At 68.5% G+C, this 12,708-nt stretch carries 13 protein-coding genes; 4 read left to right on the top strand and 9 right to left on the bottom strand.

Annotated elements, in window-relative coordinates:
* Nucleotides 1–40: 40 nt before the first annotated feature.
* Nucleotides 41–1,162 carry a DNA-binding protein gene (locus tag ACGF2V_RS20800; protein WP_362708281.1) on the bottom strand — a complete coding sequence of 374 codons (1,122 nt, stop codon included), beginning with the start codon at nt 1,160–1,162 and terminating at the stop codon, nt 41–43.
* 548 nt (nt 1,163–1,710) lie between these two features.
* On the opposite strand from ACGF2V_RS20800, the gene ACGF2V_RS20805 reads away from it, so the two are divergent.
* The 3 genes from ACGF2V_RS20805 (at nt 1,711) to ACGF2V_RS20815 (ending at nt 3,753) form a co-directional block, all read left to right on the top strand.
* Nucleotides 1,711–1,896, top strand: a complete 186-nt coding sequence (locus ACGF2V_RS20805; protein ID WP_362708284.1) for a hypothetical protein — start codon at nt 1,711–1,713, stop codon at nt 1,894–1,896.
* A gap of 157 nt (nt 1,897–2,053) precedes the next feature.
* Complete coding sequence (locus ACGF2V_RS20810) at nt 2,054–2,272, top strand: hypothetical protein (protein ID WP_362708287.1); 219 nt, start codon at nt 2,054–2,056, stop codon at nt 2,270–2,272.
* 308 nt (nt 2,273–2,580) lie between these two features.
* A complete protein-coding gene (locus ACGF2V_RS20815) occupies nt 2,581–3,753 on the top strand; it encodes a UDP-N-acetylglucosamine--N-acetylmuramyl-(pentapeptide) pyrophosphoryl-undecaprenol N-acetylglucosamine transferase (RefSeq protein WP_362708290.1) in 1,173 nt (390 codons plus the stop codon).
* Between the two features lie 14 nt (nt 3,754–3,767).
* Here the strand turns inward: ACGF2V_RS20815 and ACGF2V_RS20820 are convergent, their stop codons facing one another.
* The 3 genes from ACGF2V_RS20820 to ACGF2V_RS20830 are packed head-to-tail and all read right to left on the bottom strand — an operon-like array spanning nt 3,768 to nt 7,160.
* Nucleotides 3,768–4,919: a DegT/DnrJ/EryC1/StrS family aminotransferase gene (locus ACGF2V_RS20820; RefSeq protein ID WP_362708293.1), complete on the bottom strand. Its 1,152-nt coding sequence runs from the start codon at nt 4,917–4,919 to the stop codon at nt 3,768–3,770.
* Nucleotides 4,916–6,139: an ATP-grasp domain-containing protein gene (locus ACGF2V_RS20825; protein WP_362708296.1), complete on the bottom strand. Its 1,224-nt coding sequence runs from the start codon at nt 6,137–6,139 to the stop codon at nt 4,916–4,918. The genes ACGF2V_RS20820 and ACGF2V_RS20825 overlap by 4 nt, the downstream gene beginning before the upstream one ends.
* On the bottom strand, nt 6,132–7,160 hold the full coding sequence (locus tag ACGF2V_RS20830; protein ID WP_362708299.1) for a dTDP-glucose 4,6-dehydratase: 1,029 nt from the start codon (nt 7,158–7,160) through the stop codon (nt 6,132–6,134). Before ACGF2V_RS20830 ends, ACGF2V_RS20825 begins: the two co-directional genes overlap by 8 nt.
* A 192-nt stretch (nt 7,161–7,352) precedes the next feature.
* On the opposite strand from ACGF2V_RS20830, the gene ACGF2V_RS20835 reads away from it, so the two are divergent.
* Nucleotides 7,353–8,738 carry a sporulation associated protein gene (locus ACGF2V_RS20835; protein ID WP_362708302.1) on the top strand — a complete coding sequence of 462 codons (1,386 nt, stop codon included), beginning with the start codon at nt 7,353–7,355 and terminating at the stop codon, nt 8,736–8,738.
* Here the strand turns inward: ACGF2V_RS20835 and ACGF2V_RS20840 are convergent.
* The 5 genes from ACGF2V_RS20840 to ACGF2V_RS20860 all read right to left on the bottom strand — a co-directional run bounded on the left by ACGF2V_RS20840 (nt 8,630) and on the right by ACGF2V_RS20860 (nt 12,348).
* On the bottom strand, nt 8,630–9,118 hold the full coding sequence (locus ACGF2V_RS20840; protein ID WP_362708305.1) for a helix-turn-helix transcriptional regulator: 489 nt from the start codon (nt 9,116–9,118) through the stop codon (nt 8,630–8,632). The two genes, ACGF2V_RS20835 and ACGF2V_RS20840, sit on opposite strands and share 109 nt — an antisense overlap.
* A gap of 172 nt (nt 9,119–9,290) precedes the next feature.
* A complete protein-coding gene (locus ACGF2V_RS20845; protein ID WP_362708308.1) occupies nt 9,291–9,770 on the bottom strand; it encodes an SUKH-4 family immunity protein in 480 nt (159 codons plus the stop codon).
* Between the two features lie 747 nt (nt 9,771–10,517).
* A complete protein-coding gene (locus ACGF2V_RS20850) occupies nt 10,518–11,198 on the bottom strand; it encodes a hypothetical protein (RefSeq protein ID WP_362708311.1) in 681 nt (226 codons plus the stop codon).
* Complete coding sequence (locus ACGF2V_RS20855) at nt 11,198–11,629, bottom strand: hypothetical protein (RefSeq protein ID WP_362708314.1); 432 nt, start codon at nt 11,627–11,629, stop codon at nt 11,198–11,200. Before ACGF2V_RS20855 ends, ACGF2V_RS20850 begins: the two co-directional genes overlap by 1 nt.
* Nucleotides 11,630–11,703: 74 nt before the next feature.
* Complete coding sequence (locus tag ACGF2V_RS20860; protein WP_362708317.1) at nt 11,704–12,348, bottom strand: hypothetical protein; 645 nt, start codon at nt 12,346–12,348, stop codon at nt 11,704–11,706.
* Nucleotides 12,349–12,708 lie beyond the last annotated feature (360 nt).

The raw sequence follows: 12,708 nt of genomic DNA on the forward strand, positions 1-12,708 counted from the left end.
CCTGCCGCCCCCAGGGGTCTTTCCCGCCAGACGGCCGGCATCACCGCAGCCCGGCCCGCTCGGCCAGATCCTGCACCGCCGCGGATTGAACGGTGGTGCGCTCGGTGAGCGCGGCGACCATGTCGCGGGCGAAGGGGTCCAGCCGCAGCCGCAGCGGCGCCGCCGCGTCGGCCTCGACGAGCCGGGCGGCAGCCTCGTCGGCGCGGCCCTGACGGGCTTCGGCCGACGCGGCGACGACCAGCAAACCGGAGCGGTGGGCGCCGTCGAGCGCGGCATGATCCGCCGCGCGTACGTGGTCGGCGGCCTCGGCCGCGTCGCCCAGCTCGGCGGCGACGGCGGCGCGGGCTGCGATCACCACGGCCGACTCCCGTGTGTGGCCGACCCGTTCGGCAGCCGTGACGAGGAGTTGTTCGGCCTCCGGGCGGCGTCCGGCCATGGCATGGGCGACGGCGGCCAGCGCCGGTACTTCCCAGCCGGCTCCGGCGTCCTCGGCGCGTTCGGCGCGGGCCAGGGCGTACTCCGGCAGGCCGAGGTCGATCAGCAGCCGCACCTCCTCGACCAGCATCGGCACCGGCTCGCGGGGGCCGGAACGGGCCCGGTGCAGCAGCATCCACGCCAGGTCCCAGTACCCCAGGCGCCGAAGCAGCCCGGCGGCCAGCACATGCACGTCCATGCGCAGCCGCACCGCCTCTTCCCGGCCGGGCCCCGCAGCGGCGGCCAGCGCGCGGTCCGCCGCCTCGACCAGCTCCGGCAGCGCGAGCGCGAGATGATACTCGTCGCCCCCTGCATCGGCCCGGGCGGCTGCCCGAGTCCATTCCGCCAGCTCCTCCAGCAGCACGCCGGGGGCCGTATCCGGTTGTCGGCGGACCAGACTGCGACGCAGGCGGAAGGCGACCGCCCGCACCGCCGCCTGCTCCTCCCCGCACGGCGGGTAGGGCTGCCCGGTCAGGTCCGCGACATCGAGCCGCAACACGGTGGCCAATGCCGCGAGTCTGCCGCGGCGGTCCACCCACTCCCAACCACTCTCCAGTCCGGCGAGGTAATCGAGCTCCAGACCGGTGAGAGAAGCAAGGTCATCCCTGCTCAGTTCCCGGCGGCGGCGCCAGGCGGCCAGGCGGGCCCCCATCGGGCCGCCGGCAGCCGTCTCATCCAGCTCGCGCATAACCAGATTGCTCGCATACCCACTCGCCCGGACCGTGTTCTGCCAGGACAAAGGTCCATGCTTCCCGTTCAGGGGAGGGCCGAGCCCCCTGTGGCAGGACGCATATGCCTGGCGCGCGACACACTAGTCACACCGCTGAGGCCGCGCGAACTGGCTGACGACACGCCCGGCCTGAGCGAGACAGGGCTCGGGGCCGGCGGGACCGCGACGTTGTTCCCGGACTGCCGTAGACGTTCGAGCAGACGGGGCGTTCTGGGCCTCCAACTCGGCGTTGCGCAAGGTCAGGACCTGGAGCTGGTTGGTGTAGGTGACTGACGATCGTGATCTCGCCGTCGGTGATCTCGGGCAGTCCGGGCATCAGCCGCTCGAACGCCTCCATCAGCGAGCGGTCGATCTCGGTGGGCTCTCGACCGCCCGCCAAGAGACGGTCGAAGGTGTGCCGGATACGCAGCCATGTCTCGTCGTTCACGCCGACTTCGCGCCGCCCTTGGCGGTGTCCGTGGCGATGCTCTGAATGAGTTCGTCGAGTTCGGTGGCGTAGTCTGGCAGTGCGATCATCTGAAGCCGGGCACGGCAACGAGAAGCCGGTCTTCACCGCCACTGACGTTCCTGGAGCCGACGGCTATGAGGACGGGGCTGAGCAGGAGGGCGACGCCGAGGCGTACATGCTGCTCGCCGAGTGGGCCACGGCGGAGGCCGAGGAAGCGCAGCGGATCGCCGCGAAGAAGGCCTAGGCCCGGCAGACTGCCTACGCCAGGGCCGTTAGGTTCGGCCGCCCGGCTGGCTCGACCAGCCCAGCCACCTGCATCCGTACCGCCTCCCGGCGCTCACGTCCCGCAGGGACTTTCAGGAAGATCACCCCAACGAGCCGAAGTCAGTAGCCATCTTGCGGTGGCACTCCCCGACGGGCGTATCGAGCTGTCGCGGCGGCTGGCCGCCGCGGTGCGAGCCCGCGCCGCCCCCGCGCTGGTCACCTGCGGCCCGGAAGGCGAGGCGCGGGCCAGCGGGGGCGAGGTGCACACGGTGTGCGACTGCGGGCTCGTGGTCGAGCTGCTGAGCGGGACGACCCGGCACGGCGCGATCACCGTCACCCGTGTCCGGGTGAAGTGACACGAAAGCAAGACGCTCAAGTCTTCCGGAAACAGCCGAAGCCACCGGTAATGTCGAAAGCACGACGAGACATCAGGGAAGGAAATGCGACCGCCGCGCCGATGGTCGACGAGGCTGAAACTACGCGGCGGGCGCTGAAGCCAGGTGTGCCCGTGCGGGGACCCAGGCGGTTTGCGCGGCGAGGAGTGCGACTGTGAGGAATGAGCGGGTTCTGATCCCCCCGGCCCGCTTGCGCCACGTCGGCTGCGCCGGGTCGGCGCGCGGCGATTCGTGTGGAGAGGGCCGCTCTGGGCGCTAGAGTGCCTCGCGTGGAAACCACCTCTCAACTCCCCGTAGTTTTCCGTCTGATCGTGACGGGGGGAGGTACCGGCGGGCATACCTACCCAGCTCTCACCGCGATCCGCACGTTGCGGGAGCGGGTGACGGCGCAGGGGCGCTCGCTCGATGTGCTGTGGATCGGCAGCGCCGACAGCCTGGAGGCGCGCGTTGCCGACGCGGAGGGGATCGCGTTCACGTCGGTGGCCACCGGGAAGGTAAGGCGTTCGTCGAACCCGTTGAAGATGGTGTCGCCTGCGAACATGCGGGACATGGCGCGTGTGCCGCTCGGGGTCGCTCAGGCGCGCAAAGCGGTCGCGAGGTTCCAACCGCACGTGGTGCTCGCGACGGGCGGCTACGTGGCGGTGCCGACCGGACTTGCCGCCCGGATGTGCAAGGTCCCGCTGGTACTGCACGAGCAGACCGTACGGCTCGGGCTCGCCAACCGGAGGCTCGCCGGCAGCGCCTCGCGGATCGCGGTGTCCTCGGAGTCGAGTTTGCTGCTCCTCACCGAGAGCGTGCGCCCGCTCGCGGTGGTCACCGGGAACCCCGTGCGCCCGGAGGTGATGGTCGGGCAACCGGACAAGGCCGTGGCAGCCCTGGGGCTCGGTTTCGACCGGGCGTTGCCCACGGTGTACGTCACCGGCGGGGCGCAGGGGTCGCAGCAGATCAACAACGTGGTCGGCGGGGAGCTGTCGTGGCTGCTGGAGCGGGCCAACGTGGTGCACCAGTGCGGGCCCGCCCACTATGAGGCGCTGGCTGCTCGGGCGGCCATGCTTCCCGCCCACGTTGCTGCCCGGTATCACCTGACGCCGTTTGTGGGGCCGGAGCTGCCCGACGTGCTGGCCCTGGCCGATGTGGTGATCTCGCGCAGCGGCGCCGGAACGCTTTCCGAGCTGACCGCCCTGGGCAAACCCGCCGTGTTCATCCCCCTCGCGTCCTCGGCCGGGAACGAGCAGGCGCACAACGCCCGGCACCTGGAGGAGGCCGGCGCGGCCGTCGCACTCGTGGGTGACGTCACCGGGGAGCATCTTCGCGGGGCCGTGGGCCCGCTCCTTGAAGACCCCGGGCGCAGGAAGACCATGGCTGCGGCGGCGCGGGCGCAGGGGCGCCCGGATGCGGCGGACAGGCTGGTGGACGTGCTGCTGACCGCCGCATCCGGCTGAGCGCCCGGACCCTGCTACATACGAGGGGTGGTACCGGTCGCATCGAGCGCGGCGCGCACGGCGCGTACGACGTGGGCGACGTCGCCCTCGGTGAGGTGCTGGTGGAAGGGCAGGCTCAGGATCTGCTCGCCGGCCTGCTCAGTGGCGGGCAGCGGGCGGCGCCAGGTCGCGAAGGCGGGCTGGAGGTGGTTGGGCGGGTAGTGGACGCCGACGCCGATGTGCGCCTTGCGCAGGTGCGCGAAGACCTCGTCCCGTCGCGGCACGCGGATCTGGCACAGGTGCGGGACGGCGTGGTCGGGGCCGACGTCGATGAGCGTCACGTCTCGCACGCCAGTGAGGGCAGCGCGATAGGTGCGCCACAGGTGGCGCCGGGCGGCGGCGGCCATGTCGAAGTGGTCGAACTGGGCGAGGCCGATCGCCGCGTTGAGGCCCGAGAGCTGGTAGCGCAGGCCGAACCCGTGTACCTGGTAGGTGGTGGTCTCGGCGCGTTCGCTCTGGGACTGTGCGACGCCCAGCAGCCGGAGGCGGCGAAGAGTGTGCGCTTCGTCGGGGGTGCGGGGGATGACGGCGCCGCCCTGGCCGCAGGTCAGGTTCTTGATCGGGCCGAAGGAGAAGCAGGTCAGCACTGTGGCGTTGCTGCCGACGAGGCGGCTGTCGGTGTGGTTGCGGGAGCCAAAGGCGTGAGCGGCGTCCTCGATGACGGTGATGCCGCGCTCGGCGAGATCCGCGCAGATCGGGGTGAGATCGACGGCCCGGCCGCCGAAGAGGACAGGGATCACCGCGCCTGTGGAGTCGTTGATCGCCTTCTTGACGAGGTCTGGGGTGACGCACATGGTGGTGGCGTCGATGTCGATGAAGCGCGGGGTCGCGCCGACGGCGAGGATGGCCTGCACAGTGGCGCAGAAGGTCATGGAAGGCACGATCACCTCGGCACCGGCTTTGATGCCGGCGGCGAGGAGCGCGGTGTGGAGCGCGGCGGTTCCGGAGGTGACGGCCACGGCGTCGGGCACGCCGAGGAAGCGCGCGATCCGGCGCTCGAACTTCTCGGTGACGTCGGTGTGCCCGTACTGGCCGCTCTCCAGGACGCGGGCGACGGATGCCGCCTCGTGACCGTGGAGGAAGGGGCTGGCGTTGCGCCCGGCGTCCGGTCTTGACTCGTTGATCACGATTCCCCCTTCGGGCGGATGATCGGCCGGAGCAGCGCGCTCGCGGTGTCCAGAGCGGTGAGCGCGTCCGCACCCGAGGGCCCGGCAGCGACGAGCAGGCCGATCTTGTGGCCGGACTGGTCGTGCGGTCGCACGAGGTCGCCCGGCTTGGCGTACAGCTCGATATCGGTGATCCCGGGGACACTGCGGGCTTCGGCGATGCCCTCCCACGTGATCAGTTCGCCCTCGGTGGCGTGCGGTGAGCCGGTCAGCTCCAGCGCCGCGTGCGCTGCGCGCGTTGGTGTCAGGTGTTCGTCGAACGGCTCACCGAGGGCGAGGGCGATGAGCGCACGCACGACGTCCACGCCGTAGGCGGCGGCGAGCAAGCGCGGGACGCCGTCACCCCCGAGACGCGTGTTGGCCTCGATGACACGCTCTTGGCCGTCCGCGCCGAGGACGACGTCGAAGTTCGCCGGCCCGTTGGCTATGCCGAGCGCACGGCACAGCCGTTCGACGGTGGCTTCCAGCCGGTGGTGTGCCGCCGGCGCCAGCTGCGCGGTGCGAAGCCGCCTGACGACAAAGGTCTGGCCGGCGAAGTCCTTGTCCTTGACGCAGGTCATCAGCGCCCTGCCGTCCCGCATGAAGACCTCGACGGCCAGGGGGCGCCCCTGGATGAACTCCTCAGCGATCACGGTCTGGGAGGCGGAGTAGGAACGGGCGTGTGCGACGGCGGCGTGCAGGTCCTCGGAGCGGGTGACGCGGGTGACGCCCTTGCTGCCCGAACCGTCCGCAGGCTTGATCACGAGCGGGAAGCGCAACCGCGTCGCCTCCGCGACGACCTTGTCCGGCTCGTCCGACGCGGTCCATCCGTACCCGGTGACGCCGCAGGACGCGGCGATCGCGTGGAAGGCGGCCTTGTCCCCGGCCGCGAGGGCACTCCTGGGATACACGTAGGGGGTGCCGTACCGCAGGCCCAGGGCGTGCCAACTGGCCAGCGCGGCGTCGCTCGCGCCGCCCACGATCCCGGCGGGGCGCACGTCGCCGAGCGCGTCGGCGATGGCGTCGGTGTTCCGGGTGGAGATCTTCAGGGCGGCATCGGCGAACGGGAGCGCGGGAGCGTCCGCGCGCACGTCCACCGCGATGGTCGGGATTCCGCGACGCCGTGCCTCCTGGTAGAGCACGATCTGCTCCTCCGAGGCACCCAGCACGATCAGTGCGCCGTGGGGCCAGTGCTCAGACATGCTCGCCCTCCGGTTCGGGGGAGGCGGTGCGGGCGAGAGGGGTGACGGGGCGCAGGTTGCGGGACATCGGGGCCCAGCGGTCGGGGTTGCGCCGATACCACTCGGCGGTCTCGGCCAGCCCGTCCTCCAGGCGGTGCCGGGGCCGGTAGCCGAGCTGGTCGCGAGCCTTGGTCCAGTCGATCGAGTAGCGGATGTCGTTGGCCGGCCGGTCGGGGATGTAGGTGACCGCGTCCCACGTCGCGCCGCACAGGCGAAGCAGGTGTTCAGTCAGTTCCTTGCTGGACAGATCGGTGCCGCCGCCGAGGTTGTAGACCTCCCCGGGCCTGCCGTGGCGCAGGACCGCCTCGATCCCGGCGCAGTTGTCCTCCACGTGCAGCCAGTTGCGCACGTGCTGGCCCCGGTCGTGCAGGGTGACAGGCATCCCGCGCAGGAGCCGGGTGACGAAGAGAGGGATGATCTTCTCGGGGTACTGGTACGGCCCGTAGTTGTTGCTGCTGCGCGTCACGCACAGCGGGAGCCCGAGGGTCTGGTACGCGCCGAGCGCCACCAGGTCGCCAGCCGCCTTGGACACGGCGTACGGGACGGAAGGGCGAAGCGGCGCCTCCTCGGTCGCGGTGCCCTCAGCGAGGGGGCCGTAGACCTCGTCGGTCGAAACGTGGACGAACTTCCCGATGCCGTGGCGGTGCGCGGCGTCCACGAGGACCTGCGTCCCGAGCACGTTCGTGGACAGGAACCCGCCCGCCGCGTCGTAGGAGCGGTCGACGTGAGACTCGGCGGCGAAGTGCACCACGGCGGTGGGGCCAGACGCCATGAGGTCGTTCACGACTACGCCGTCCTGGATGTTGCCGTGGACGAAGCGCAGCTTGTCAGAGAGGAAGGCGGTGCCCAGGTTCTCGATGTGACCGGCGTAGGTCAGGGCGTCCAGGACGGTGACGCGGGCGACGTCCTCGGCCTTGATGAGCCTCTTCACGAAGTGCGAGCCGATGAAGCCGGCGCCGCCGGTGACGAGCACGTGTTCCATTGGTGCCTCCCGAAAGGAGTAGGACCCGGCGCCAAAGGACTGGGCCGGGAATCCAGAGAACCCCCGGGGACGGGCGCGCGGCCCCTCACACGAAGGGGCTCACACATCACACGAACCGGTAGCGCTGTGAGCGGTCCGCGCCACCCTCCCGGCGCTACCCTTGCATCCCGCGACCCGTAGCGAGGGGGCACTGTGACGCGGTGGCAGGAACGCGACTGGCATCCGAACACGGATCTGGGCCGGTTGCTGAACGCGTCCGGGGCAAGTCGCGAAGCGTTCGCGCTGCGCGTCAACGAACTCACCTGGCAAGCGGGAATTCGTACGCAGTACACCAATACGAGTGTTACCAACTGGGTGAAGCGCGGCATGATCCCCCGCCCGCCAACCCCCGCCTGCATCGCCGCTGCGCTGGGAGAACGCCTCGGGCGTCCGGTCAGCGTCGCCGACATCGGCATGAGCGAACCGCGCGGCGGAAACCCTGACGTAGGGTTGGATTTCCCGCGTGAGTCAGCCGACGCCGTACGCGGCGTCACCGAATTCTGGAGACACGTGGACCGCAGAGCATTCCTGAACCGTTCCTTCGCCGTCGGCGCCTTCGCCATCCCCGTCACCCGGTGGCTCGCCGTTCCGGCCGACGCCGCCACCGACCACCGCGGCCCCCGGCGCGTAGGGCGCGAGGACCTCGACCAGTTGTGGCAGGCCGTCGAGGACGCGCGCCTGGCAGACTCCCGGTTCGGCGGGGGGAACTGGAAGTCGTCCTCAGTCGCGACATGCCTGCGGGAGTACGCCACCCCGCTGTTGCAGGGCACCTACACCGAGGAAACCGGGAAGGCACTCTTCCGGGCCACCGCAGAGCTGACCCGTCAGATCGGCTGGAGCGCGTTCGATGCCGGACATCACGGCGCGGCGCAACGGCACTTCATCCAGGCCCTGCGCCTGGCGCGCGCCGCCGGAGACATCCACGTCGGCGCCTACGTGCTGACCACCATGTCCCTGGCCGCTTTCCTGCGAGGGCACCCGTCCGAGGCAGTGGACATGGCCGAGGGCGCCTACGAACGCGCGAAGAACCTTCCGGGCGGCACGAAGGTCTTGTCGTTCGCGAAGCTCGCGCAGGCGCGTGCGCACGCACGCGCCGGAGAAGCGAACGAGGCGACCGCCGCGCTCGTCCTCTCGGAGAACCTACTCGACCAGGCGCAGCCCGATACCCACCCGTCGTGGATGAACTACTACACGCGCGAGCGCCTGGCCACCGATGCCACGGAGATCTACCGGGATCTGGGTCGCTCGCGCGACGCGCTCGCCTGGAGTCGACAGGCGGACGCCATGCCGGCCGACCGCTACACACGCGCGGTGGGAATCCGCCTCGCGGTAGAGGCATCCGTGCATCTGCAGAATGACGATTTGGACCAGGGCTTGGCGGTCGCTGACCGCTCGGTGCGACTCCTGTCGCAAGTCCGGTCCGCTCGCGCTCACGGGTACGTCCACGACCTCACCACGTTGCTGGCGCCCCGGCAGCGGGATAAGCGCGTCGCCGCCTTCGTCGAACACACCCGCCGAAGCCTGCCCGCCGCGAGCTGAGGCTCGTCACAGGGCCGGGTCAGGAGCGTGTGCGCCTGCTCTGTCTCACAGGTGGGTGTGCCGTAGGCGGTGAGCAGGATGCGTGCGGTCGAGGCGGGCAGTGGGAGCCGGGCCCTCTCCAGGTCACTGATGCGGCCGGCCGATGTCTCAACGATGTCTGCGGCCGTCTGCATGCTCAGCCCGGCGAGCGTCCTGCGGTGGCGCAGCAGGGTACCGACCAGGACGGGAGGCAGGGAGGAGGCGTCACATTCTGGTGCGCACGGCGCTGAGGTGGGGGTGTTGGCGGTCACGGGGTGGGTCGCCGCACGCACTTGCCGAGAGGAAGTGGTGGGTACTCGCGGGATCTGGGGGCGGAGCTGCGGGGGCGGCGGGGCGGACACGGGACTTCGTCCCTTTCGTCTGTCGGTTGGTGCCCGGGCCGGCGCGGCCCGGGCGAGTGGTCATGCGGCGTTCAGAACGCAGGTTTCGTTACGGGTGGGGTCGGCTTCGGGGAGGCCAGCTTGAGGGCGGCGCGGGCCTGCTCGATGGCGGGCCAACGGGGCCGACGACGATTCAGCGTGCGCTTTTGTAGGCCCTCTCCCATGCTCCGAAATCGACCCCGGGGTCGACTTCTTTTAGCACGGCAGTGAAGTCTTGAATGCCGGGCTGACTGGTCTGATACACGGCCTGGCCGACCCACACCAGCAAGCAGACGAACGTATAGAGATTACTCGACAAGACGACGGGGGATTCTTCGAGTTCACGAGTCAGTAGAAGCACTCTTCCTGTGACACCGTCCAGGCATAGAAAGCCGTCGGGAAAGGTGCCCAAACCCAATACGCTATCCGACTGCACCCAGGCGGGTAGCATAATTCCGACCAGCACGTCACGAAGAGGTCGCATGGCGTACAGGTTGGTGTCGATGACGTCCCCGACGCTCGTCGGTACACCGATTTCCTGCAGAGTGAAGCGAGCTCCATCTTCCTTCACTGCCTCAGGAATCTGCTCTGACTCCAGCACCGGCGCCAGAGCGGGGCCAAAAATGCGGATCATGTCTGAACGATTGACGCAGTACCGAGTCATGTCCAAATTGCTCATTAAATGATTTCTTTCGGTCTGGCTTCGCGGGGCGCCGGGCGAGCACGTCGGCGACGCTGTCGCGACGCACCCATGCGGATGGCGATGACGCTGGCGCTCTCCCCTTGCTGGCGCGCCCGGAGGATCTCGGCCGCCAGACGGTCCGGTGAGTGCCCGCCCGACCGGTAGAGCACCGCCATCTCGGCAGCGCGGGTGGCGTGGCCTCGTCCAGCGGGTGGTTCAGGCCTCTTCGGTCGAAGCCCAGTGTTCCCGTTGTAGAGGGGTGATACGGCCTGCTCGGGCATGAGCCTTCCTCTTTGTGACCCGAATGAATTGAGAGGTACTTGTGGTGGCGCGCGGGCGTGTCTACGGATACGAGGAGGACCGCATTGGCAGTGACAACACGGAACGAGTGGCCGAGGCGGACCAGGTGCGCCGGACGCAGCATGTGCGCGGGCCCGGTGGGATCGGGGCCCGCCAGGCCAGCCCCAGATCGTTCAACATGCGCACCAGCGCGGACTCCGATTTCGAGAAGGGGGCGTCATCGGGGGGCGACCGGGCGCGGGTTCGCGGGTCCGTTCTCTTGGTGCGGGAATCCAGTCAGCCAGTGGGCACTTGGCCGGGTAACAAGTCGTGCCGCCTTGTGAGTTTCTGATCAAATGATTCCCGGCGGGCGGCCGGGGACACCGAAAGGCTGTTGAGGTGTGAGAGATTCCTACGGAGTCAAAAGCTGATCGATCCCTGACCTTCGTATATGCCGTCGGGTCCGATGAATCCATATATGTAGTCCGGGATTTTAGGTGTGGCTGTTTCAATTACCAGTCCACTTATGGCAGTCAGAGCGTCGTCGGAAAGCGTGTCTATATTGCCGCCCAGCGATCGGATGATTTGCTCTGGTTTGATTTGAAGGTGCAGGTCGTGACCCAATGCAAGTGATACACGAAATGCTATCCAGCGGCGGATGGAGATTTGAATGTCCTCCGCGTGATTCAAGGTGACTGCATCGAGTGAAATTCGCACAACATTTTCCGGAGGGGTCCAAGAATAATGCAGGTCGGCCCGTATCGCGGCTGGAGCTCCGCCGTTCGGGTCGTACTGATCGGTGGCTTGATCGAATCCTACGTAACTCCACTCGGCGTTTTCCGGTTTTGCGAGCGGTATTAAAATTTCCGATGCCGACTTTTCGAGCAATTCGGACAGGCGTAGGTCCGGAACTAGTATGCCGCCACGCCCCCATTCGTCGGGTGCGGCATGCCCGTCAATCACCTCTCGGCTGAATCTGTCCAGAAACGGGTAGTTCGCGGGGGTAATATTTTCACGAAGTAGTCGAACCCGCTCGAAACCGTGCACTCTACGAGATTCCTTGATGAAATTGTCAGGTGCCTGGTTAAGGTTGCTGATCACTAATTTTCCCTCGATAGAGAGTCCGGGGTCAGGTGCGCCTTGAGGTTTTGTGAGAGGGGGTTCCCGGTCACGTCCAGGTTCCGCAGTCGCTCGATTTTCATGAGCGGGTCGATGTCGCGGATGCAATTCTGAGGAACGTAGCAGCTCAGAAGGTTGAGTCCCGCGAGGCCGTCGAGTCCCGATATTCCTGTCAGGCGCGCTTTCAAGGTAGACAGGGATTTGCAGCGAGACAACTGCGCCGTATCCACCGGGTCGCAGGCTACGAGGATGAGCAGTTCGAGCGACGGGAACGCGTCCAGGCCTGCCAGGCCTGCGTTGCTGCTGATATGCAGGTCGTCGACGCTTTCCAGCTCTGCAGTGGTGAACGGCGGGGCATGGCCGAGGGTTCTCTGGACCGCTTTGAGGATCGCCGGATTCAGAGACTCATGCATGGATCTGCCCTTTCTTGACGACTGGTTCCTGTTCGGGGCCTGTCGGGGTCATTAGTGGCTGGTGGGCCGGGGCGTCAGACGAGGTGGTGACGGTATGCGTAGCTGACAAGGCCGGCGCGTGACTCCACTCCCAGCCGGGGCGCGAGCCTGCTGAGCATGGTGAGGGCGCCGCGCTCGGTCGCGTAGCCGGCACGTGCCACATCCGCGGCCGTGCCGCCCTGCGCGACAAGCCGGAGAACATCCGCCTCGTGAGGGGACATCAGGTCGCCGGGGCGGCCGAGCGGATGCACACGCCCAACGACTTCGAAGAGCTGGTCCCGGAGGTTGGCTGGCAGGCGGTGTCCGCCTGCAGCGACGGTTGCCACCACATCGGCCACACGCGTGACTTCGGCGTGCAGGAGCACGGCTGAGACGCCGAGCGGCGCCACGGCGGTGAGGGCGTGCACCCCTATGGACTCCACGACGAGGACGGTCCGGCTGTCAGGCGCCGCGACCCGCGTCAGTCGCAGGGCCAGGCAGCACTCCCTGTCCACCACCTTGGCGACGTAGACGCGGACCGGAGGGGCGGTGCGGGCATCCACCAGCTGTGCCCGGTCCGAGCGTCTGAGGAGCCCCCTGATGCCGATCAGGAGGTCCTCGACGCCGCAGTCGGCGGTGTCGACGGACGCGGCGACTGGGGGGCCGCCGTGGTGCCGCTCCGACTGACTGGGAAGTGTCATGTCGTGGTATTTCGGTACTCGCGTGCAGGACAGAGGAGGCGGGATTGCACTGGGGCGGGCTCAGCCCGGCAGTCGATGTGACCCTGGAGCCGCTCACGGACGTGGGTGGCCCACCCGGGGCACGGCGGTGGGAGGCGGGACTGAGGGCCATGCGCCGGCAGACGCACGGCCGGTCTGGCTGAGAAGTGCTGCCTCGTCATACGCGTCCCTCCGTGGCTTCGGGGGGTTCGCCGGTGTCGAGCCGGGTCTCGCGTCCGTCGATGATGGTCCAGCACTCCAGCTCATAGGGCCAGAGCCGCGGCAGGTGAGCGCGTGCCGCGTCGGGGTCGAGGAAGACGAACGCGATGTTGTCGAGGGGAG

This window comes from Streptomyces sp. NPDC047982, assembly GCF_043204165.1.
In the GTDB taxonomy this organism is placed as follows: domain Bacteria; phylum Actinomycetota; class Actinomycetes; order Streptomycetales; family Streptomycetaceae; genus Streptomyces.